14 protein-coding genes are annotated in these 23,479 nt (G+C 45.3%); 1 reads left to right on the forward strand and 13 read right to left on the reverse strand.

Translation table 11 applies throughout. From position 1 onward, the window contains the following. From ACG2F4_RS17890 to ACG2F4_RS17940, 11 genes are all read right to left on the reverse strand, one after another. The coding region (locus ACG2F4_RS17890) for a hypothetical protein (RefSeq protein WP_395262280.1) at positions 1-425 on the reverse strand (425 nt) is incomplete at its 3' end. Positions 426-510: 85 nt separating this feature from the next. Further along, on the reverse strand, positions 511-2,754 hold the full coding sequence (locus tag ACG2F4_RS17895; protein ID WP_395262281.1) for a S9 family peptidase: 2,244 nt from the start codon (positions 2,752-2,754) through the stop codon (positions 511-513). A 693-nt stretch (positions 2,755-3,447) separates the two neighbouring features. After that, positions 3,448-4,953 (reverse strand): sulfatase, encoded by a 1,506-nt coding sequence (locus ACG2F4_RS17900; RefSeq protein ID WP_395262282.1) that lies wholly within the window; start codon positions 4,951-4,953, stop codon positions 3,448-3,450. Between the two features lie 47 nt (positions 4,954-5,000). After that, positions 5,001-6,884 (reverse strand): arylsulfatase, encoded by a 1,884-nt coding sequence (locus ACG2F4_RS17905; protein WP_395262283.1) that lies wholly within the window; start codon positions 6,882-6,884, stop codon positions 5,001-5,003. Positions 6,885-7,002: 118 nt separating this feature from the next. Further along, complete coding sequence (locus ACG2F4_RS17910; RefSeq protein WP_395262284.1) at positions 7,003-9,243, reverse strand: DPP IV N-terminal domain-containing protein; 2,241 nt, start codon at positions 9,241-9,243, stop codon at positions 7,003-7,005. An 80-nt stretch (positions 9,244-9,323) separates the two neighbouring features. Further along, positions 9,324-10,862 (reverse strand): sulfatase, encoded by a 1,539-nt coding sequence (locus tag ACG2F4_RS17915; protein ID WP_395262285.1) that lies wholly within the window; start codon positions 10,860-10,862, stop codon positions 9,324-9,326. A 105-nt stretch (positions 10,863-10,967) separates the two neighbouring features. After that, positions 10,968-12,662: a hypothetical protein gene (locus tag ACG2F4_RS17920; RefSeq protein WP_395262286.1), complete on the reverse strand. Its 1,695-nt coding sequence runs from the start codon at positions 12,660-12,662 to the stop codon at positions 10,968-10,970. A gap of 39 nt (positions 12,663-12,701) precedes the next feature. Continuing rightward, positions 12,702-14,129 carry a SusD/RagB family nutrient-binding outer membrane lipoprotein gene (locus ACG2F4_RS17925; protein WP_395262287.1) on the reverse strand — a complete coding sequence of 476 codons (1,428 nt, stop codon included), beginning with the start codon at positions 14,127-14,129 and terminating at the stop codon, positions 12,702-12,704. Positions 14,130-14,236: 107 nt separating this feature from the next. Then, positions 14,237-17,458, reverse strand: coding sequence for a SusC/RagA family TonB-linked outer membrane protein (locus ACG2F4_RS17930; protein WP_395262288.1), 3,222 nt, complete (start codon positions 17,456-17,458; stop codon positions 14,237-14,239). A 413-nt stretch (positions 17,459-17,871) separates the two neighbouring features. Further along, a complete protein-coding gene (locus tag ACG2F4_RS17935; RefSeq protein ID WP_395262289.1) occupies positions 17,872-19,281 on the reverse strand; it encodes an aminopeptidase P family protein in 1,410 nt (469 codons plus the stop codon). Between the two features lie 219 nt (positions 19,282-19,500). Then, complete coding sequence (locus tag ACG2F4_RS17940; RefSeq protein WP_395262290.1) at positions 19,501-20,433, reverse strand: dihydrodipicolinate synthase family protein; 933 nt, start codon at positions 20,431-20,433, stop codon at positions 19,501-19,503. 206 nt (positions 20,434-20,639) lie between these two features. Between ACG2F4_RS17940 and ACG2F4_RS17945 the strand changes: the two genes are divergently transcribed. Further along, entirely contained in the window at positions 20,640-21,572 is a 933-nt protein-coding gene (locus tag ACG2F4_RS17945) for an AraC family transcriptional regulator (protein WP_395262291.1), read from the forward strand. Between the two features lie 52 nt (positions 21,573-21,624). Here ACG2F4_RS17945 and ACG2F4_RS17950 read toward each other — a convergent pair whose 3' ends face one another. Both ACG2F4_RS17950 and ACG2F4_RS17955 read right to left on the reverse strand, forming a co-directional pair. Further along, complete coding sequence (locus ACG2F4_RS17950; protein ID WP_395262292.1) at positions 21,625-21,981, reverse strand: hypothetical protein; 357 nt, start codon at positions 21,979-21,981, stop codon at positions 21,625-21,627. A gap of 91 nt (positions 21,982-22,072) precedes the next feature. Further along, on the reverse strand, positions 22,073-23,173 hold the full coding sequence (locus ACG2F4_RS17955; RefSeq protein WP_395262293.1) for a phosphotransferase family protein: 1,101 nt from the start codon (positions 23,171-23,173) through the stop codon (positions 22,073-22,075). Between the last annotated feature and the right edge of the window lie 306 nt (positions 23,174-23,479).

The following is a 23,479-nucleotide window of genomic DNA, read 5'->3' on the forward strand; positions in this document are numbered from 1 at the left end:
AAGCTGCGAATGACGGCCGCATGGTCAATAACCGCCCCGGGAGCCTCCGACAGGCGCCTCCCTTCCATCGGCACCTGCTCTTCACCAAAGATCATATGCCCCTCCATGCGGTCTCCTGAAATCGTCACATCCACAGCTATCGTGTCGTACAACCGCTCTACTTCGAAATTGAGCTGCCCATCACGGTAGACGATGTTCTGCAGTTTGCGCGTTACGGAACTGCTGGCCATGTCAAAAATGCCGCTGTATGATCCCGGCTCCCCGGAAATACTGATGGTGCCGCGGTCGGTTTCTCCCTCCTCAAATTGAATGGTGAATTCCCACTGCCCGGTAATATCAGGAGAGGATTGGGCTTGTACCAGCATCGGACCCATTAATCCCGCCAGGAAACCTAAAAACAACACTTTTTTGATAAGATTGACCATATCTGAATCACTTTTTGATACACATTATCAATAACTTAGCAAGTTCTAAATAACAACCCATACTTGTTGAGAGACTGTGTTTCTCTTATTTACCACCAGCAGGTAGATTATTCTTCCAATACCTGACCATGCTTTTCCTCAAGTGCAGGGAGGTATTGGGACGCTCAGAAATGCTGTGCGTACGCATGGGGTAGGACATCATGCTAAAGTACTTGTCATGTTTAATTAACTCATCAACCAGCATCTCAAAGCTCTGGTAGTGCACATTGTCGTCGGCCGTTCCATGCATGATCATGAGGTTGCCCTCCAGGTTTTCAGCAAAATTTATGGGCGACCCGTCATGATACCCTTCCTCGTTTTCTGATGGCAATCCCATATACCGCTCCTGGTAAATGGTATCGTACAGCCTTTGATCGGAGACAAACGCCAGGGCAATGCCCGTGTGATAGATATCAGGATATTTAAACAGGCAGTTCAGGGTCATCTGACCGCCTCCGCTCCAGCCCCACATTCCAACCCGTGAACTGTCAACATAGGAATATCGATCAAATATCGCTTTTGCGGCCTTTGCCTGGTCATGTGTCGCCAAAATACCAATTTGGCCATATATCGATTTTCTCCATGCCCGTCCCCTGGGCACCTTTGTACCCCTGTTGTCAACGCTTATTACGATATAGCCCTGCTGGGCCAGGTAGTAGTGGAACAGATCTCTTCGTCCACCCCAGTTGTTTTGGACGGTGGAGCCCGCGGGTTCGCCGTATACATAAAAGATTACCGGGTATTTTTTTCCCGGATCAAAGTTTACAGGCTTCATCATCCAGGCATCTAGTATTACCTCGCCGATATCGATGCGAAAGAACTCTTTGTAATTGATGTTCAGCGCATCAACTTTTTGCTTTAGCTCCTCGTTGCCCTCCAGCACCCGCACCTTCCTGTGGTCCGGCAAGCTGATCAATGAAATACGGTTGGGAGTATTGCGATTTTGATAGGTGTGGATGGCCCATTTCGAGTTGGCCGTCATCTGGTAGGCGTGCTGACCTTCGCTGGCAGCGGGCGTAATCCGTTCCGGGTCCTCATTGCCCGAGAGGCTGCTCCGGTACAGATACCGCTCGGTGTAATCCTCTTTGGTTGCAATATAGTAGACGTAGTTGTTTTCCTTGTCGATCTGCACAACATTGACGATATCAAACTCCCCCCTGGTGATCAGCTTTGCATCGCTGCCATCTTTGGAAATTTTATACAGGTGGCGCCAGCCGTCCCGCTCGCTGGTCCATGTAAAGTATTGGTTATCGTCCATCCATATGGTGTCGTCGTGAATATCCAGGAATGCGTCATCCCGCTCGGTCATGATATTTTCGAACTCCATAGTCAAAATGTCAGCGATCCACACCCGGTTCCGGTTTTGAAGCCTGTTTAGCTGCTGAATCATGACCTGGTTGGTATTTGGCACAAAATCCATCCGGGCCAGGTAGTTGTTGCGGGGATCCCCCGGGATGTCAAACCAGCGGGGCTGCCCGCCGTCTGCGGCAACCACACCGATCTTGACCGCCGGATTGGTGGTACCAACTTTGGGATACGGCAGGGGAATCGGCTGAGAGTAGACCGAATCGATATTATTAATCATATAAAACGTGCCGACCCCCTGGGTATTTGACTGCCAGTAGGCAATATGCTGACCATCGGGGCTCCACCTGAACCCATCCCGGAGCGACAGTTCCTCCTCGTACACCCAGTCAAACGTCCCGTTTATGATATCATCACCGCCGTCGTGGGTAATCTGCCTGATCTGGCCGGTATCCAGGTGTTCCACGTATATATTCCGTTTGCTCACATAGGCCACGCGCGAATCGTCGGGCGAAAATTTGGCAAACTTCATGGTTGTCCGTTCAACCGATTTTCCCAACTGCATAAGCTCACCACTTTGAATATCCAGCACCCAGTAATCGCCCCGGGTGTGATATCGCCAGACTCGCCTCGTATTGGTAAATATCAACAGCTTTTCGTTGTCATGCGACCATTCATAATCCGCGATTTTCAGCGGCGTATCCCCGCCCTCCGGGATCAGTTGTTCAGCCGATACAAGCACCCGACGATCGCCGTCCGGCACCGAATACCTTACGATATCCTTTTCACCGTATTCGGGGTTGTCTTCCAGCGTGGAATACCCGCGGTTGTCTTTCATCCAGCGAACCGGCCCAAAACTTTTTTGGCGATAAGTTTCTTTTTCATATATCTCCTCTAATGTTATGAGCGAATTATCATTTTGGGCCTTGGCTGAGAGGCTTAAAAACGTTAAGAAAACACAAGTAAAAAAAAGATATTTATACATAGCTCTCATTTGGATTCCGCAAATTCTTATAAATAAGGTTGCCAAAATTAATTTGTTGTGAATCATGATTCGTTTTCCCAGGGATCTTTAAATAAATAATCAATAATATCTCTTCCCTCCTATATAAATTTCTGCCATTGTAACATAATTTTATCATTTTGCCTGGTTTTTCATCGATCAAAAGCCAGCAAAGACGATATTTGCCAATGGGCAGTACTTGATCCATTCTTCATATTAGTTCTAACTATTACTTCAATTGATAAATTCTGATGTCCCACACAATTAACGTCAAGCCCACTTTACCATTGATAGTGAAAATCTTTTCAGAGCGAATTCATGCTTGTATTCAACAAATACTTTATGAAGCGTGATGAATATGCAAGATAAGGTAAGGCTCGTATCTACTGATAAATGATAATTCTAACAAAACTAATATTACCAACATAATACACTTCTCAAGCATAATAACAACTGTTTTTAAATGGTGGTTTGTTGTACTTAGGCTAGATATTAGGAATGGACTTCACCACTCGTAAATACAGAATGGATTATTAAATGGATGAAACACTGCAGGTATTTGTGTTGGGGTCGGTGCATTATTTGTATCCGAAATTACAGTTGGAATTGCATTAACCACTTATATTCTGGCATATCAATTCCATTTTAAAAAAGAATGCACCTTACCAAGCAATACTACAATTCTCCAATCGGTCGGACATTTTTACCTTCCTGTCCGGTTACAGAATCACCCAAGTCCCTCCTTGCCTCATCCGCAAGTCGTTGAAGACGCTTAACAACTTCAGGATGCTTTTCGGAAACATCAGTAGTTTCCCCAATGTCCTCTTCCAAGTTATAAAGCATAGTGGTTCTGCCTTCCTCTGGCCGAAAAAGATGCAATTTCCATTTTCCGCTACGCACAGCTTGCAATCGATCATACCTGTAATAATAAAACGCTTCGTACGGACTCACTGCTCCCGGTTCACCCGACAAAAGGGGCCATATATTATGTCCATCAATGATCCTGTCGTTCGGCAATTGTCCTCCGGTAATCGCCGCAATCGTTGGTAATATATCCATAGAAGTGGTGAGTTGTTCTGTTATGGATCCGGCTGGAATATGACCAGGCCAGCGAACAATAAACGGTACTCGAAAACCTCCTTCCCATGTGGTAGCTTTAGAGCCCCGAAGCGGCTCATTGGATCCGGACCGGTAATTTAAGTCTCCTGCCGTAGGACGTCCATCCAAATCAGAAGTCCAGACCCAGCCTCCTTCACCTTCCCAAACAGCAGCCCCATTATCAGAAGTAAACATAACTATCGTATTGTCGTCCAGTCCGAGCTTGTCGAGATGCTTTGTTATGTGACCGACGCTCCAATCAAGTTCCTCAATTACATCTCCATATATCCCGTATTCAGAACGATCTTTAAAGTGATGGGAGGCGGCAATAGGGACATGAGGCATGGAATGGGCCAAATAAAGGAAAAAGGGCTTCTCTCGGTGTTTGGTTATAAAATCAATTGCCTCATCTGCATATCGTCTGGTAAGAAGTGACTGATCGGGATCTACTTCAATCACTTTTTCGTTTCGCAGTATAGGGGTAGGACCTGAAATGAAGCCATCCTTGATAAAACTATAGTTGTTATGCCCCATATCATTGGAATAGGGTATGCCAAAATAATAGTCAAAACCCTGTCGCGTGGGAAGAAAAGGCGGATGATGCCCAAGGTGCCATTTGCCAATATGGCCTGTTGTATAGCCCTCCTTCTTTAAATAATCAGCGATGGTGAACTCATCAGAATGCAATCCGTATTCCGACAGGGGAATCAACACGCCCCATGGCAATATTTTCTTTCCTCCGATATCCTGCTCGCGCCCAGGAATATATCCAGACGCCAAACCTACTCGTATCGGATAGCTGCCGGTTAACAAAGATGCACGAGAGGGAGTACACACTCCGGATGTTACATGAAAATCGGTAAACCGCATTCCTTCTTCTGCCAGACGGTCCAAATTGGGAGTTTTGATTGTTGGATGCCCGTAGGAACTCAGATCGCCATATCCCAGATCATCCGCAAAAATAATTATGATATTGGGTGAACGATTGTCTTTAGTTTGACTTTGCAAAGCTTCCACATTACCAGATACCCCTAATAACATGAAAACTGGTAAAAGAATAGAAAAACCGATGTTATATTTCATACCTAGGAGTCTGTCGGATAAAGCAAGGATAAAGTTCATTTTTTCATTTAATGTCTTAATAATTCATCAGGATGTACTGCTTGATAATTTTCAACTTGTTGTTGCGATCCTGCCGGTCCAATTCGCTCAATTTTTATATAGTTGGCCCTGAGATTCCGGTTGCCAGAAAACCATGCTTTCAGAGCGGTTTTGCCAGGTTTTAGATGAACTAAGAATGTAGCAGATGTCATAGAATTCGTAACCTCAACCTCCTTTCCCAAATTCCCAATGGTTAAATGGGCTGTGCTAAGACTACTTATCTCCCCGCTATTCCCGGACTCAAGAGAATATCGATCAGAATGAATAGTCGAAGTGGGGTGTAAATTATGACGAAAATCAGGTCCCTGGTTTTGAACAATTTTCCTTCCCGACTCAATGGGCCATCGGGAGGTACTAAATTCATAAAGCCCTTCCTTTTCCACATTTACAGCCCAGACAATACCATCATCGCCTCTAAGTGCATCATGGGCATAAATGGTTGAAGGATTCTCCCTTTCACTTCCAATTATAATGTAGTTGTATTTATCAAAGTCTGTAGATACATCATCCCACCATTCTTCATATTTCTTCGTTAAAGCTTCAACTACATCCGAATGTCGTTCAGCAACATTATTTTTTTGACCCGGATCTTCTCTGATTTGATAAAGTTCTCGTTGTTCCCGTCCCTCTAATCTCCATTCTTCTGCAAGTACCTGAAAATCCTTGTATTTTTCCGCATACTGAACGCGCTGGTTATGGACAAAAAGTGTACGTTCAGGCCAATCTGTATCCGGATTCTCCAGTAATGGCCTCAGACTTACACCGTCAAATTCAACATCTTCTGGCTCTTCCAAACCGGCTAAATCAATTAAAGTCGGCAATATGTCAAAATGGGCAGTAAGTTTATCTACATCTACACCTTCACCAATCCCCGCCGCCGGCCAGCGAAGAAAAAATGGAACACGGTGCGCACCTTCATATCCTCTGATTTTTCCACCTCTCATCCCGGCATTATAGCCTTCCTTTACAAATAGATCTTCGTCAAGAATGATCCCACCAAACCAGGGACCCGGCCCGTTATCCGTCATAAATATGACTATTGTATTTTTCTTCAGTTTCAATCTGTCCATTTCAGAAAAGAAAATTCCTAAATCCTCATCAAACTTCGATAACATACCGTAGTAATTGGCAATTCGCTCTGGCACTTTTCCCTTATATGGATTAGAATATTTTTCCTTTACTATTAATGGGGCGTGTGGAATATTCGTAGCTATATATGCAAAAAACGGTTCGTCCTGATTCTTTTTAATAAACTTTAAAGCTTCATTAAACCATACGGTATTGCTATAGCCTTTATATCTTTCAAAAACACCGTTGCTTCTGTAAACATCATCAAAATAATCGTTTCCCCAATAGTCGGGGTGGATAGAGGAGGCACCGCCCCCATGAACAACTGTTTTCTGAAATCCACGGTCCTTCGGGCGAAAAGGATAATTTTCGCCTAAATGCCATTTTCCGAAATAACCTGTCTTGTACCCGGATTTTTTGAATACGTCACCCATGGTGACCTTATCCTTTTGCAAAAGAGACCTTCCACCGATGGTGTGCCAAACTCCTGACCGTGATGAATATTGACCTGTTAAAATTGCAGCACGCGTGGGTGAACAGCTTGGATCCACATGAAAATTTGTAAATCGGACGCTTTCCCGGTACAGTTGATCCAGGTGTGGGGTTTTTAAATATGGATTACCGTGGGCTCCGATATCCCCATACCCCTGATCATCGGTCATGATCAATATCACATTTGGCTTCCCTTCCAAATCCCCTTTGTGCTCTAAAGAGCATGAAATAAGCACAAGAATAACAGAAATCAGATAAATTTTTGCATACTTGAATTTTATTATTCCAGACATGTTGAATCTACTTGTTGAAATTGTCCAGATGCAAAAGCAGCAGTGTGCAAGGTTGAAACCTCGGATAAACTAACTGTAGATTTCGATCAAAATGTAATCCCATTTGCCTGCCCATTATTTACCGGGGACCCGGCGGCAGATGGGTAAGCAGGTATCTTGCCATCTGAAGCCTTACATGTAAAGGCGTCCCTTTTCCTTTGCTGAGCCCGTGATTGCGATTGGGATATACGAAGTAGTCGAACTGCTTGCCAAGTGTAATAAATCGATCTACCAGTCCCTCCACTATTTCCAGGTGCGTATTTGTCTCTCCACTGCCATGAAGGATAAGTAAATTACCCTCCAGGCCTTCGGCATAATTAATGGGCGCGGATTTCTCGTATCCTTCCGGATTCACCTCCGGAGTTTTCATATATATTTCCTGGAACCATGCATTATAAAGGTGTGGCTGCGGCTTGGGTACAACAGCAATACCCATGTCATAGATATCCGGCTTCCGGAACAGCGCATTAAGCGTATTCGAACCGCCACCGCTCCAACCCCAGATACCAACTCTTGAAAGATCGACATACGGCCGCATCTGTCCCAGCTGTTTCAGGCCGGCGGCCTGTTCCTCGGTAGAAAGCGGACCCAAACTACCCGCTACCGCACGTCGCCAGGCCGCTCCTTTTGGAGCGGGTGTACCGCGGTTATCCATGGAAATAACCAGATATCCCAGGTCAGCTATCGCCCGGTGGTAAGCAGCCATGGCCGAACCCCAGGAGTCCCTGACCGTCTGCAGGTGCGGTTCCCCGTACACATATACAAATACCGGGTACTTGCGGGCGGGATCAAAATCGCCGGGTTTGATCATCCAGCCGTCCATAATAATACCATCCCCGATATCTACCTGGAAAAACTCTTTTCGCTGCCAGGATGCCGTTTTTTCACTCAGCGCTTTGTTGTCTTCCAGCACCCTTACTACTTTGTGTTCCGGGAGTCGAACAATTTGGGTAACGGGGGGATTGTTGGCTGACGAATACGTGTAAAATGCCCAGTTGGCGCCGGGAGAAATGTCGTAATTGTGGGTCCCCTGCAGATTCTTTGGAGTGATTCGTTCAGGATTCCCGGTTCCATCCAGCCTTGCCCGAAAGAGGTATGACTGCGTCGCGTTTTCCGGTGAAGCATTAAAATAAAACCATCCTCCTGATTCATCCACGGCAACACGATCAATGATGTCATAGTCCCCGGGTGTTATGTTTTTCAGGTTTTGTCCATTACGAGAGCCTACATAGGCATGCCGCCAACCATCCTTTTCGCTCAAAACAAGAAACTTTTTATAATCATCAAACCACTTCAGACCCTGATTCGTGCGGTAACTCGCAACAACCCAGGCCGGATCCGATTCCTCGAATATGGTGGTGATAGTACCACTGTCAACATTTGCAATAAAAAAGTCCCGCTTGTCCCTGAAACGACTGAGTTTCTCCACCAGTACTTCATTGGAATTCCCGGCCCAGCTGATCTCCCCAGGATAAAAGCCCTCTGAAGGAATGGGTATGGGGAGCCAGCGTGTCTCCTTATTTTTAATATCGATCACCCCCGGTTGCAAGGTAGCAATAGTTCCGCCCACCCTGGCGAACCGGGTCTCTGTTACCTCTGGATAGGATGGATCAACGGGCTCTAACATTTTCCTGACTCTCACACGGGAAGCATCAGACTTTACAAATACCACCCTTTTACTATCCGGGCTCCATACTGCCTGGTTATAGCTAATGGACCCGGGAACGGCATCATTGGTGAGTGAAGTAGTGCCTTCATCCTGAATATTGTAAACATGCAGATTTCCCTGTTCAGTAAACAGAATGTGCTGACCGTCGGGCGAAATGCGGCTGTTGTTTCCAGCTGTCACTGATTGCAGCTGGCCAGATTCGAAATCAAAAATCCAGTGATGGGCGGTTTCATTTCCACTTTTCCGGCTGCTTGCCGATATCAATATGTTACTGCCATCCGGCGAGAATGTATAATTCTCAATAAATAACGGGTCTGTCGATTCCGGTAAGCTCAGCTGTGAGGCGGAAACCAGTTCCGTCCGGGTACCGCTGGCCGCATCGTAACTCACGAGAGCCTGTCCGTTGGTTTCGGGGAGCGTTTCAATAACGAGGTACTCCGAGCCGCTGGGAATCCAATCGCCCCTGAATGATTCAGCTGTGAATTCATTTTCTTCGTAAATAGCCCTCAACCTTTCAGCTGTTTCGGCAGGTACAACATCCTGGCTGGAAATATTTACTTTTTCGGATGACTGAGAATAAGCAATATCAGATAGCAACATTGCCAGCATCAATACTATTGGCGCTCTTATCATTTTGAGACTTAATCTCATAAATTCAGAAGTTGTTTGGTACTATTCATAAAAACATATAAGGCTTTCATACCTTCCGTCAGCTGCATAGTGATTCAACCCTAATCGGCTCTATTCCACCATGGTCCTTCATCCCGAATATTTATCCATCTCCTTTGCATCATCGGGATTAGATCCTTCATTAGTTCATGTTTAGTTTCTGCCAAATTGATGGTTTGTGTTACATCATTTTCAATATTGTAAAGTTCAAAATCGACAGGAAAAGCCGTTTTGATCCAATCAATTTTTTTATCACCCGCAACATTTTCAGGATTGGGAGAGAGATGTCCCACTAACACATGATTATCCTTTCTCATAGCCATATGGGCCATCCCCGGCATATGGGAATAGTTGACCGGGAAAAACCACATCGGAGATACTTCTCTATCATACTCTTTATCAAGGAATGCATTAAAAGCATCTGTACCATCTATGGGTCTGTCGTTGGGAATAGAAGCACCGGTTAAATTGGCAATCGTAGGTAAAAAGTCAGTCCCGTTAAATAATTTATCGCTCACTATTCCCGCCGGTATATGTCCCGGCCACCGGGCTAAGCCAGGAACCCTGTGTCCGCCCTCATATGGGTACCGTTTCATTCCCCGCAGCTTTCCGGGAGTTCCAAAAGACTTATCCCGAATGGGATCTTCCCACTCTCCATAAGACTCTTCAAGTGAAACCGGATACTCCGGACCATTATCACTTGTAAACACTACAAGCGTATTTTCGGCCAGCCTCTCGTCATCCACAAATTGCATAAGATCCCCAAAAGCATGATCAACCTGCGTGACCGTACCGTAGTACTCTTTCTTGTTTTTTGAAATATCACGCAATGGTCGCGGTACTCCACCATATTCAATGTGCCTTGACAACTTCTGAATCTCCTGATCCTGGTAGAGCTGGGAAAATTTCTTGGGTGGACTAATGGGGGTGTGAGGTTCATGAGTTGCAATAATTGCAAAAAAAGGATCGTCATCTTCCTTTTTATTGGTAATCCAATTGGAGGCCTCCTCTACAATTACATCTACATACCACCCTTGAACTTCACCCACAGCGGTACCATTGCGGATAAACTTTTGTGGGTTTTCAGGCCCTTCAAACGCATTGACGGAAGTGGCAAATGAGTAATCAAATCCCATCTCATTTATGCCGACCTCGTCGTCATTTTCCAATTTGGAAAGATGCCATTTCCCAAAATAGGCAGTCTCATATCCGGCCTCCTGGAGTAGGTGCCCAATGGTTATTTCCTCTTTTTGTAACGTTGTGCCCCAAAAACCAGCAATATTGTAGTATCCACTGCGGTAGGCATTTCGGCCCGTCAACAGCGATGCCCGGGAAGGCGAGCATACCGTACCGGCCGAATGCATATCCAGCATCCTAACGCCCTGTTTTGCAAAACGGTCGAGGTGAGGGGTTTGAATAACGGGATGCCCGTATGAGCCCAGGTCTCCATAGCCCAGGTCGTCTGCCAGAAATATGATTATATTCGGTCGTGGAGACTGCTCATCATCAGCTGCTGCAACCAGTGGCATCTGCAGGGCAGCAAGTAGTGAGAAACACCAGAATAGTTGACTGCAGGAATTCATCATTTTGACTCTAGTCATTTACAGGATCTCTATTAAGACGTGAAGTCATCTTACCTATGGTTTAACAAAAAACGCTATTAATCATGAAGGGAACCAGTTCAAACCATTACTTATCAAGAAATGTTACTCCTGCCGGGTTACAATCGGAACATAGCCTGCCTTCATCCCCTGGGGTGGAGTTACAATCAATCCCTCATCAATAGAGATTAATTCTCCGGTAGCCGGCGGAGCCATATACTCTTTGTCATAAGTCCACTCGGCGTGTATATTTTCAATAAACGTCTGAAGGTTTTCTTTCTTGGATTGCGTCCAATCAAATTGTTGGAAGACCGGCTGATCAATAAATCTATACCAGTGATATGTTATTGTTGAACCATCTTCCAGGGTAGCTGTAAATGGCCCGGCAGACGGACCGGGGTCATCCCACACTCCTCCTTCCGGGGTATAATACGGATCCCTTTTATCGTACTGATAATTGCCTTCAATTACTTCATTCCCGTAGCGCCAGTTATTAAACTTTGGATCGGTACTTGCTGCCGGGAATTGCTTTTCTTTCAGTGCCTCAGGTACCTCTGATACATGCACCGGTATATGTTCTTCTCCAACACGTTTAAAATATTGCGGGAATTTCCCTACAGTTGTGACATCATTGTTTTGCCATTGTAAGCCGAAAGTGTTGGAAGGAAATATTTCGGTATCAAGTAAATCTGTAATTCCCGAAATCTCATAGTCTCCTTGTCTATATGTGGTCGTATTGGCTTTAAGCGGCGGAGTCCAGGATCCCTCTTGTTTAAAATCCGTGTCACAAGCCTCGCCACCATCACGCCAGCTCTCAATACAATTAAACAGGGCATCTCTTGTATAATAGGTTACATTTTGCACAAGGACAGACCGATTTTCGTTATCAACGGGAAATTGCAGCTGGGGTATTTTGATATAAAGTGTGCTGTCAGCATCAACCATTTTGTAGGATGGAACGGTATTAATTTCCATGGCCCCGCCCCCTCCCATGCTACCGGGCCTGGTATCGAGTCCTCGCCCCCTGATGGGGGTATATTCTTCCGAAAGTCTGCTCCACATTTCCGGCAAATAATACGCAACCGGACCCTTAAAATTGGATGCATTTAAAAACAGGGTCCAGCTTTGATTTCCCGTTGGGGGTGGTCCCTCATATGCCTCTGTTAGCGGCAGTGCCATATAGGAGTAGCCCAGAAATTTATTTTCCAAACTCCCTTTGAACGTTATGCCGTCCGGCGGAATAAGAATATTATTGCTTAATTGTGCGATACCCAGCTTTTCAGCTGGTAATGCCTCATTGCGGTAGAAGAACGGCCAACCGGGTGAGGCGATCTCTGAATTATAACAGTTGGGCACCGCATTCATACTGAATTTGGGGGACCCGTAATTGTATTTATTCCCCTGCCAGTAGCCCAGCCCCCCCTCTATGGTCTGAAAAACGCTTGCCCACGTGGGGCCTCTTGGTTCCCAGGTGCGTGCAATTGTTCCCTCCGGGCACAGTGGTATTTCTTCTAGTCCAGAATTATCGGGTATAATCCAGGTGCCGGGCAATCCAATCTGGAAATTGGCCGGGGTCTGCTCAACCAGGGGCCATACGGCGGTATAAAACCCGATTCCGGCCCCGTATTCTGCCGGTCGCTCAGGAGTAGAGTACCCCGGGTACCCGTGTAACCCATCTGTATCCTGCGAGATTGACTGCTCCAAAGAATCCCGGGCCTGATTATTCCTACACTGGGTTAATACCGTGGATAATCCAGCAATAAGAATGACGACTCCATACCGGAAATACGTTCTATTCATAATAGAACACGTTTAATTTGATCAGCGTTATGAAATATTTTACTGCACCCCGGTTCTGGTATCAAACCAAACCTGTGTACCATAAAAGATGTCTACTTCATTTACGTCTGAAGGGAAGTTTTCATTAAAATCCTTTTCATCGGCCGGATAGGGAAGACGGAATGGTGGACGATTATGATTGTTATGGTACGGCGAGGCGGGCGTATCCATCAATGGAACGTCTGTTCTGCGGACTTCAGACCACGCTTCCACACTCTGCTTGATCAGGCTGATCCATTTTTGGACATAGATCTTCTCCAGGTTACTGCGGGATCCGCTGTCCCATGCCACTCCGGTTTCGCTGAGATATGTGGCTATATCACCGTCGGACACGCCGTGTTCCTGTAAAGAAGCGGTAATTCCGGCCTCGTACGCCGCCCGGGCATCCCCGGTAACCAGGCCACGCTCATACGCTTCGGCTTTTATAAAATGTACTTCAGCAACGTTCATAAAGGGAGAATATCCATCCGGATCATATCCAATCGGATCGCCGATGTGAGATACGTTATTGCCATTATTCATGGTATCCTGACGCTGCCCGGGACCAAATTCATAGCCATTATATTCCCCATATTCATTCTCATCGACAAAAAGAGGCAAACGGGGATCATTGAGAGATTTCAGCATATTAACCAGGGTATGATTAGTTCGATACTGATCCCCCTTGTTATCCGCCGTTCCCAGTCGTTCCATCCATAATTCCCGGTCTGGTGGAACCCCCGGGTACCAGAGATAGGCGTTATCACCGTTACTGGTCATAACCGGGTACTCAGAAGGATTGTTGAGAATCTCGGACAGCACGGATGAAGCCGTATTAGGGTCAACATTTGACATCCGGATTGCCACCCGCAAACGCGTTGAATTGGTAAACTTTTCCCATTTTTCAACGTCACCGTTAAAAATAAAATCGCCCGGACCGATATCTCCTGAACCGGAACCAAACATTTCAGCAGCAGATTGTAGTTCAGAAAGCAGGGCGGTATACACTGTTTCCTGCGTATCATAATTGGGGTTGGCCACTCCCTCTTCCAGAGATATGGCTTCTGTATACGGTATTTTGCCCCACATGTCAGTGGTCTTTTGCCCGGTCCAGGCTTTCATCATCAAGGCGGCGGCTTGCAGGTTGGTATTACCAGATTCCTCTGCCAGGCGCTGTGCATCTACGAAATAGGTCATAGCCCGATATTGACTGTTCCATATGCCGTTGTTAATACCTACGCGAAATTCATAGTCACCTAATCCGATAGCTGCGGTATGTTCCGCATAGGAGCCCGCATAATAGATATCCAATCGCTCGCCGAACTGATTATTGGCTACGGTTATGATGCCATCCCCAAAAACATTACTTGCAGGCGCATTCGTGGCATTATTCGGATCAGTATTGATCTGATTAAAATCCTCTGTACAGGAAGTGATCGTAAATACCATTAAAACTATTATTACATGACCTGCGATCTTAGCTATAGTGTACATGACAATTAATTTTATCTGTGAATTTTCTTAAGAACAACCAGATATGGCACTGGAGTTACAATTTAGTAGCGCACGTTTACTTTAAATCCAAATGTACGTGCAGTGGGTATCTGGAAATTTTCAAATCCGACTCCTTGAACCCCGCCACCCAGTTGGACTTCAGGATCAAGCATATACTCTTTCATATAATCGCTTCTATACAGTATGGCCAGGTTGCGTCCAAAAGCGGAAAGGTTAAGCTGGCTCAACCATTCGATACCACTTACGTCAAAACTGTAGCCAATATGTAATTCCCGAAGTTTTATGTACGAAGCATCTATTATGGAGTATTCATGGTTGTTCCATACCCATGATCCATTAAAGAAATCCTGGGCCGAAACCCGGATATCATTGGGGGTCCCGTCCTCCTTAACTGCACCATCCGAAAATCGGAATCCATCAAAAATCAACCCATTCTCTCTGACATTGTTTCTAGTGGTTACCTTGTAAGCGCCCGTTGGATAAGAGTGCCAGGCGGTAGTACTAAAAATATCTCCACCCATTTTGAAATCCACCAAAAAGCTTAACGTGGTCCTTTTAAACCTGAATGAATTCCTGATACCGCCCGTCCAGTCGGGGGTAACATTGCCCAATTTCTGCGCCTCATTCGTTGTGGCCGGCAAACCGTCTGCACCGACTACAATCTTCCCCTCATCATTTCTGACGAAAGGAATACCGTAGATAGCCCCCCACTCTTCACCGGGGACCCCGAGAGAACGAGCACCACCAAATCCAGGAGATATCTGAATGGTCTCTAAGCCTTCGTAAAGTTCATTTACCATATTCTTATTCTGGGCATAGTTTACGGTTGCATCCCATTCAAATCCTCCCGGTTCAAGACTTTGGATTATGTTACCATTCAGGATAAGCTCTATACCGCTGTTTTGAATTTCTGCAGCATTAAGCAATCGTGAGGAGTACCCGGAGGAAGTGGGAGTTGGAACCCGCAAAATCTGGTCTTCCGTTATTTGATCGTAGTAGGTAATATCGAGCCCAAGCCTGTCCTCAAAGAATCGGAGTTCAGCCCCTATCTCATATGATGTAGTCTGTTCTGGTTTAAGATTGATCGGGGGTAACGTACTAGAAGGATTGAAAATGGAAACATTGTTAAAAGACCCTGCCGAGTATGTGCGACTCAACTGGTAAGGGCTTGTATCGCTACCAACACGCGCCCAGCTCCCTCGTAATTGGCCGTATGTGAACTTGTCTGACTCTATATTGAACGCTTCCGTTATGCTAAATCCCAAACTTATCGAGGGGTAGAAATAGGAGCGATTATTCGCCGGCAGGGTAGAACTCCAGTCATTTCTTCCGGTAACGCCCAGAAACAGGAAATCCTGATAGGAGAGGTCTACGGATGAATACAGGCTTTGCACTTCTTGCTCCTGCTCATATTGACCAGTAACAGGAGTTCCATTTACATTGGAGACGGTAAAAAGGTCCGGTACCGTAAGGTCGTTCGCTCCAATGGTTTGACTGTCAAGGTTCTCACGCCTCAGGTGGGCGCCCAATATTCCATCAACTTGAATAGACTCGGTAATGCTTTTGGTAAATTCAGCCATCAAGTCAACATTTAGCTCTTTCCTTTTTTGATCATTAAGGCGAAATTGCCCACCGATTCCACTTCTCTGGAAGCCCTTGTCTTCCGAGGTCGTTACTTCATCTTGTGTTTCACCATAGAAATCCAATCCAGTACGAGCCTTTAACGATATCCAGTCCAGCAAATCAAACTGAAGTGTAACGTTTCCATACACTCGATCCCTGTTGAGAGCCTGTGTATAGATATGATAGGAAGCAAATGGATTGTTACTGTTGGGAAATATGTGCCCGTTAAAATCATCTTCATGTACATCTCTCAATTCACTTATGGGAAGATTTCTTGGTCCCCATGCAAAGGATGTCATAGACCACGTAAAACCAGCTCGGCCGGTCCAACCGTACCCGCTCCAGGGCAGATTGTCGCTCTGTTTATTAACGTATGTAAAGGAGGTCGATGCCGTAAAACGATCGGAAGGATCCAGAGTCAGATTACCTGAAATATTGGTCTGCTCCATATCCGTATTGTGAAGTATGCCGCTGGTGTTGCGATTATTGACAGACAACCGGCCGGAAGCGATTCCCTCTTGAGCGGAAATACCGATATTGTTGATGAAACTGGTACCGGTTTCAAAGAAGTTCCTAACATTGTCCGGACGCGATCTGTAAGGACTGTCGGGTCCTGAAGCCCACTGGTCCAGGGTAAGGCCGGCATCCAGGCGGGGTCCCCAGCTGGTACTTCCTCCATCATTAACCCCTCCCCCTTTTCCGTCCACATAGTTATACGAAAATTGCTTTGCATATTCGTTATAGGTAAGGTTTGAGCCGGGATTTTGATCCAAATAACGCTGGTACTCAAATTCACTACCGCGATTGCCGCCGCCATATTCATTTTGATATGCGGGGAAATATGCGGCTTTGTCAACCACAACCGAGGAACTAAAATCAATATTGACACCGGCTGTTCTGCCCTTTTTGGTTTCTATGATTATTGCCCCGTTGGATGCCCGGCTTCCGTATAATGCCGCGGCATTTGCCCCTTTCAGGACAGTCATTGACTTGATATTATCAGGTGATATATCTGAAGCTGCATTGCCATAGTCAACACCACCAATCCCAGAGAGGTTGGAGGTGGAATTGTCTACGGGCACGCCATCTACTACAAAGAGCGGTTGATTTCCACTAAATGAAGAATTACCCCTGATCGTGATCCTTGAGGAAGCTCCTACCTGGCTGCCACTGCTGGTTACCTGCACGCCCGCGATTTTACCCGAAAGCGAGTTTACGATGTTAAAATCCGGTGCCGAAGTTATATTTTCCTCACTTATGCCCTGGACAGAATATCCCAGCTTCCTGCGATCTCTCTCGATCCCAAGTGCGGTAACTACCACATCACCAAGCTCCTCGACAGACTGTTGCAGTGCAACATCGATCACTGTTTGATTACCGACAGCAATCTCCCTGTTTTGATATCCTATAAATGAGAATATCAAAACCACATTGTCGTTCGCTATTGAAATTTCATAATTGCCCTCTGCATTTGTAACGGTTCCGCGATTTGATCCCTGCACTTTTACCGTTACACCAGGGAGTGGAGATCTGTCATCAGCGTCTATCACCTGCCCGGTAATCGTACGTTGCTGAGCAGACAGATCTGTTATTAACAGAAACATCAGAGAAACAAAGAGGCCTGTAACTAGTTTAGTCATGGCGAATTTATTTTTTTATGTAAAGCAGAACAATTCCTTACTTATTTATTTTATTATCAATTTAAACGATTGTATATCAGGTTCTAACAGATTCTTACTTAAAAGTTGTACTATTTTATTGTTTGCCACGTGAACTAGTAAGAGACCAAAAGTCTAACCCGAATTTCCATATTTTTTCGTACGGTGGACGAAGTGAAAATAGCCGAAAAACGCCTTTTACAGATGTTGAGCAGGTTGCTTACGCTTCAACGCCGCTGAGGGTGAAATTTCGCAACGTTTTATGCCCTGTCATGGCTATTTTGTCATAAACCACATTCGTAATCTTTATCTAAGAGGTATAAACTGCGGTTTCATATCCACTCAGGGGTTGGCATTGGACAAAACCCCTGAGTCCTCTTTAATTGAGAATCCCTCTATTCATCAGTGCTTTCTTCCAGTGCCTTACGGCGAAGTTCTTCGATTTCTGAACTCTTTTTGGGGATGGGATTGCCCAGCAGTCTGCAGCCACCCTCAGTTACTATATAATCATCTTCGATTCGGATACCCCCAAAGTCCCTAAACTCTTCCAGCTTATCATAGTTGATAAACGCTTCATGCTTTTTCTGGCCGCCCCAGTAATCAATCAGTTCGGGGATGAAGTAGAGACCGGGTTCTACCGTTACAACAAATCCGGGCTCCACCTTACGCCCAAGCCGCAACGATTTAAGACCAAACTGTTTTGACTTGGCAAGGTCCCCGGTGTACCCAACGTATTCTTCGCCCAGATTTTCCATATCGTGCACATCCAAGCCCATCAAGTGGCCGAGTCCACACTGAAAGAACATGGCGTGGGTCCCGGCCTGTACTGCTTCCGCCGGGTTACCTTTCATGAGATTCAAGTGCTTCAGACCCTCTACCAGTTTTTTGCAGGCGGCCAGGTGCACATCCAGGAATCGGACACCGGGCTTCAGAACATCCACGGCCGCGATCTGGGCTTCCAGAACAATGTTATATGCTGTTCGCTGCAGATCGTTGAAATGCCGGCCAGCCGGAAAGGTACGGGTCAGATCCCCGGCGTAGCCGTCCGGATGTTCGGCACCGGCATCACAGAGTACCATATCACCCTCTTCAATGGTATTGTCGTATGAATGATTGTGCAGGGTCTCCCCGTGTTTGGTCAAAATGATGGGGAATGCCAGCCGACCGCCCAGCTCCAGCGCTTTTTGGTGGACCCGGCTCATCACTTCGTACTCTTTCATGCCGGGGCGGGTAGTACGGATCGCCTCGAGGTGCATCTGCCCGCTCATATTAACGGCTTCCTCAATACGAGCGAGCTCCTGCTCACTCTTCACATTACGTTGTTCAACGATACCCTTGATTAGTTCCACCGATTTACCGGCCGCTATCTCTTCAGGAGCCAAACCGAGCCATTCCTGCAACTTCAGCGTATGCCCGGGGCGGTAAGGCGGCAGGTAATGAATTTTCCGGTCTTTGGCATGTTGATCAAAATAGGCCCTGATTCCCTCATAGGGCCTGCAGCCATCCATGCCGGCCTGTTTTGTAAGCTCCTGCAGAGAGGGCACCTTGCCGGTCCACACTATTTGATCAATGGTAGGATCGTCACCGAATAAAAACTCTTTGTCCTCGTCTACGTCAATGATCGCGGCCAAACGAGATTTGTTTAATCCAATATAGTAAAGGAATGTACTGTCCTGCCGGAAACGATAGCAGTTATCGGCATAATTCATACTGCTCTCCTCGTTGCCCAACAAGAGTACCAGTCCCGAATTGAGACTCTTTTTTAGAGTATTGCGACGATTTTTATAAATCTTGGTCTCAAACATCGGTAGTGGATTGGATTATGGATTGGATCGAAACGCATTACCTTTGGAGTCCTGCCATGTTGTAGTTGCGCCGTACTTCAGCACAAAACCGAGGTCCACCGGTTAGCAGGCACACGGGATTCTCATACGTATGGAGGTCGATATAAAAGAAGCGTTTTACGCTCTTCAGGGAAACGTTTGGGATCAATATTTTTTTGAATCAATGGTGCTGATACAAAATTACAGAGAACCCGTTTTCTGCGAGCTCAACCGGGGAAGCTCGGGCCTGTTTTCGAGGGAGGTGTGTATGACCTTTAGTACCTGTTCACGTTCTTCACCAGCCAGTGGCAGGCGTGGAGGGCGTACCGTTTCAGTTCCGAGGCCTGTAGTCACTTCTGCAAGTTTAATGTTCTGCACCAGCTTGGGATTGATATCCAGCTCCAGCAGGGGCATAAACCAGCGGTAGATCTCGCGCGCCTCCTCTAGGCGGCCGGCCCTGGCAAGTTCATAAATAGCAACTGTTTCCCGCGGGAAGGCTGCAACCAGCCCGGCCACCCAACCATCGGCTCCCAGTAACAGCGACTCAAGGGCCAGCGTATCCACACCACACAGTATTTTCAGACGGTCGCCAAAACGGTTTCGATATCGTGTTATATTGGTCAAATCCCGCGTAGACTCTTTTACAGCCTGGATGTTTTCATGCTCCAAGAGTTTCTCAAACATGTTTGGAGTAGTTTCAATACTGTAATCTACCGGATTATTATAAATCATGATCGGCAGGCTAGTGCTCTCCGCAACAGTTTTAAAATAGGAAACCGTCTCACGATCGTCAGCTTTGTACTGCATCGGAGGTAAAACCATCAGCCCGTGTGCACCCTTTTCCTCAGCTTCCTCGGCCTCTTGAACTGCTCCCCTAGTAGATGTCTGTGCGATGTTGAGAACCACACTGATTTGATCCCCAACCAATTCCAGTGTCTTTTCCAGCAGAGTGAATTTTTCATTTTTTTTTAACGTGCTGGCTTCTCCCAGAGAACCTCCAAGTACGATACCATGAATCCCTGCATCGAGCTGTGCATTAATGTTATGTTCAAACATTTTCAGATCAAGTGAGTCATCCTCCTCTTTGAACTTTGTAGTAATAGCAGGGTAAATTCCATCCCAATCGACTTCCATAGTAAATAGATTTACAAATAAATATTTAGTAATACTCGATTAATTCAATAAGTAATGAAAGAGAAGCGTGTTGAACATTCTTGTACTATATTTTCAAATAGTGTTACAATCTTTCTTAATCTTTTTAAATACTTGTTTATTTAATTAAATAACACATAATTGTTAGTGGTAGTCGAAATATCACCTATTTACAACAATTTAGTATCATGTCAAGCGTCCAATCGATTTATTTTAAGCTCCCAAAAACAGTGAAGGAAGGGTTTTTTATACAATATGATGAACTGACTCATTTTTATGACCAGTTACATCATCACCCTGAACTTCAACTAATTTATATAATTGAAGGTACAGGGGATCTTTTTATCGGTGATTCTATTACCCCTTTCAACGATGGATCGCTATTTTTGATTGGAGCTAATCAAAATCACTTATTCAAAAGTGACCCATCGTATTTTGATGTAGAAAATGCTGGCAAATCACGTTCCATTTCAATCTTTTTCAGTGATGAATCTCTTGGCAATACCTTTTTTGAAATTAACGAGCTCTCTACTATTCAAGGATTAATAAAAAGAGCGGATCGGGGGATCCAATTCTTGCCTGGTATTTCAACAAAGATTGGGGCCCGAATGATCAGAACCCGGGGTCAATCAGGTTTTACTAAGTTCATTCGAATCTTAAAAATTCTTCAACGTCTTGCTGAATCTACAAATTTCAAATACCTGGCCGATATCAGCAGTACAAACCCTCCATCTGAAGAGGATAGTCGTCGAGTAAATTCAGTAATCAATTATATCCTAAAACACTATAAAGAAGATATTAAGTTGGAAACAATAGCTGATATTGCTCATTATAGTAAGGCAGCCTTTTGTAAATTTTTCAAAAAAAGGACTCGTAAGACGTTTTGCGAATTTTTAAATGAAGTGCGTATATCCCAGGCATGTAAGCAATTAAAAAAGACGGACAAAAACATTTCTCGAGTGGGATATGAGTGCGGTTATAATAATATTTCTCATTTTAATCGTCAGTTTAAAAAATTTACTGGTCTAACTCCCAGAGAATACATAAAAAAACATGAAAATTCGGTGACGGATCAGTCCAAATCACATTACCATGAGTTTGTAGATAATGCATTTACTTGATAAATATCGTGTAGTAATAAATTAATTTGGGCCCTTTTAAAATTAATGCAGGCTAGAAGGTAACCACTTCATAACCATCCACAATAAAGTTGCGCAGGCTTGGGTGCTGATCGTATTCATCCAGCAGATCTATATCGGTCTCCACTATCTCCTTGAAGACCCCGAAAGCTTTTGCACAAAACCGGCAGGCACCATGGATATTGCCTTTAACGGCATTATATAGTGGATGGGCATCGTGTTGCTCATTTTCCAGTTCCGGAATCCATTCGGTCCCGGCCCCGTCAAATACGATCGTGACCTCGTCGTCATGCTCCTGCAGCTCCTTGGCAAGCTCCAGCGCATTCACTACCCGGCCCAGTGATTCGTGAGATTCTGTTCCCGCTAACACAACAACTGCTACTTTATTCATAATGATGAGATCAATTTATTCCTGTTGGTTTTGATATACTTTGACCACATGGATGGCGGATTTCTTACAAGTAAAATGTAGAAAGGGTCCCTTATACTTGACCAGGAAGGAAATCCCAGATTGAGGCTATGGTACGCTCACTGATCTGAATGGCATTGTTGACGGCTTCTTCAATTTTGGGATGGGAGGGCGGAAAGGCTTTATAAATATATCCATCCTTAAAAGGCCCCGCAGCTCGCACCAGTACCTCAGCTGCAATATGAGTAGTCATAAAGTCGTGCTCTTCTTGATTGAACAGCTCTTCAAAAACTTCACCCGTAGTATGCTGATATTTCCTCCAAAACGATAACCAAAGCTGCTTCCATTTATTTGTTTCGCTAGATGAGGAAGCGGTGTGAGCCTGCATCCAGCAATGTGCTACAAAATGCCCTGCATCCTGTAGCGGTCTTCCATAATGGACAAACTCCCAGTCGATCAGCCGCAGATTCCCATTCTTAATTAAAATGGATGCAGGCCACAGGTCGCCCATCACAAGACATTTCCCGGGGTCCAGTAGTTTTTCTCCCAATGCTTTTGTTCGAGCTTCAAAATTAGTGTTTTGGATCGAAATGATTTCGCTGGCATAATCGGCAGCGGGCTGGTACTGAACCTGGTTGCGCGTCTCCTGGATCGGCTTGTTGTTGAACTGTTTACGTAAACCCGAATCGTTAAAGGTTTTTTTGTGAAGCTGCCCGATGAAGTGCCCCAGCAGGCTCCCGATTTGGGTGGTTTCGGCAGCGCTGGAAAGCCAGGAATCAATCGCCGGGACCGATCCGATATCCTCCATTACCAGCAACGACTGATTCGGTTCATATAGCAGACGTTCAGGCGGCCGAACCTGCGCAGACGATATCTCACTCAACGTTTCTGCGGATTCAAACAGCTCTAACGCCCTGGCTTCAAAATCGATTCGGTTGTTGTTTAGCGGTATATCAGGATTGGATGCGATGTATGGAGGGGCATGTTTGATAATCAAGTTTTTATTTTTTCCTCGCAGACGCCAAACATAATTGAGGTTACCGCCCCGCAGGGATTCGAGTGAGCCAACACGCTCAAACTGGGGCAAGTGATCCGATATTAATGCGTATATCTTTTCCTTGGAGAGCTGCATAATAGTGTTATTACCATCAAATTTTGCTAGGTATTCAGCCAAAGTTTTACACAGATAACAAGCAGGATATGTTTAAGAGTGCAGTTATTTTAAACTAATAACTACTATACTAATTAGGACTTCCTCAAAAATTTACAATAGGTCTTTTCTTAAGGCGGAGGTGTCCCTTTTTGTGTGAACAAAAAGGAACCCAATAAATCACCGGCGGGATTAGTTATTGGTTATTAGGAATTAGTTATTCGTTGTCCCAAATCATTAGTGTCCCGTTAAAAGTCGAAGAGTCCCAATTGGTTACGGGATTGGGCCTCAATATCGCTGAGTGTTTGGTCAGAAAATAGCTCTTTAAGG

The organism is Halalkalibaculum sp. DA3122, from assembly GCF_043951865.1.
Taxonomy (GTDB): Bacteria; Bacteroidota; Rhodothermia; order Balneolales; family Balneolaceae; genus JAMQKA01.

Bases quoted from the DNA above. Each gene is read 5' to 3' on its own strand.
- ACG2F4_RS17895 (WP_395262281.1), bottom strand. From the start codon at position 2,754: ATGTATAAATATCTTTTTTTTACTTGTGTTTTCTTAACGTTTTTAAGC.
- ACG2F4_RS17900 (WP_395262282.1), bottom strand. From the start codon at position 4,953: ATGAAATATAACATCGGTTTTTCTATTCTTTTACCAGTTTTCATGTTA.
- ACG2F4_RS17905 (WP_395262283.1), bottom strand. From the start codon at position 6,884: ATGTCTGGAATAATAAAATTCAAGTATGCAAAAATTTATCTGATTTCT.
- ACG2F4_RS17910 (WP_395262284.1), bottom strand. From the start codon at position 9,243: ATGAGATTAAGTCTCAAAATGATAAGAGCGCCAATAGTATTGATGCTG.
- ACG2F4_RS17915 (WP_395262285.1), bottom strand. From the start codon at position 10,862: ATGACTAGAGTCAAAATGATGAATTCCTGCAGTCAACTATTCTGGTGT.
- ACG2F4_RS17920 (WP_395262286.1), bottom strand. From the start codon at position 12,662: ATGAATAGAACGTATTTCCGGTATGGAGTCGTCATTCTTATTGCTGGA.
- ACG2F4_RS17925 (WP_395262287.1), bottom strand. From the start codon at position 14,129: ATGGTATTTACGATCACTTCCTGTACAGAGGATTTTAATCAGATCAAT.
- ACG2F4_RS17930 (WP_395262288.1), bottom strand. From the start codon at position 17,458: ATGACTAAACTAGTTACAGGCCTCTTTGTTTCTCTGATGTTTCTGTTA.
- ACG2F4_RS17935 (WP_395262289.1), bottom strand. From the start codon at position 19,281: ATGTTTGAGACCAAGATTTATAAAAATCGTCGCAATACTCTAAAAAAG.
- ACG2F4_RS17940 (WP_395262290.1), bottom strand. From the start codon at position 20,433: ATGGAAGTCGATTGGGATGGAATTTACCCTGCTATTACTACAAAGTTC.
- ACG2F4_RS17945 (WP_395262291.1), top strand. From the start codon at position 20,640: ATGTCAAGCGTCCAATCGATTTATTTTAAGCTCCCAAAAACAGTGAAG.
- ACG2F4_RS17950 (WP_395262292.1), bottom strand. From the start codon at position 21,981: ATGAATAAAGTAGCAGTTGTTGTGTTAGCGGGAACAGAATCTCACGAA.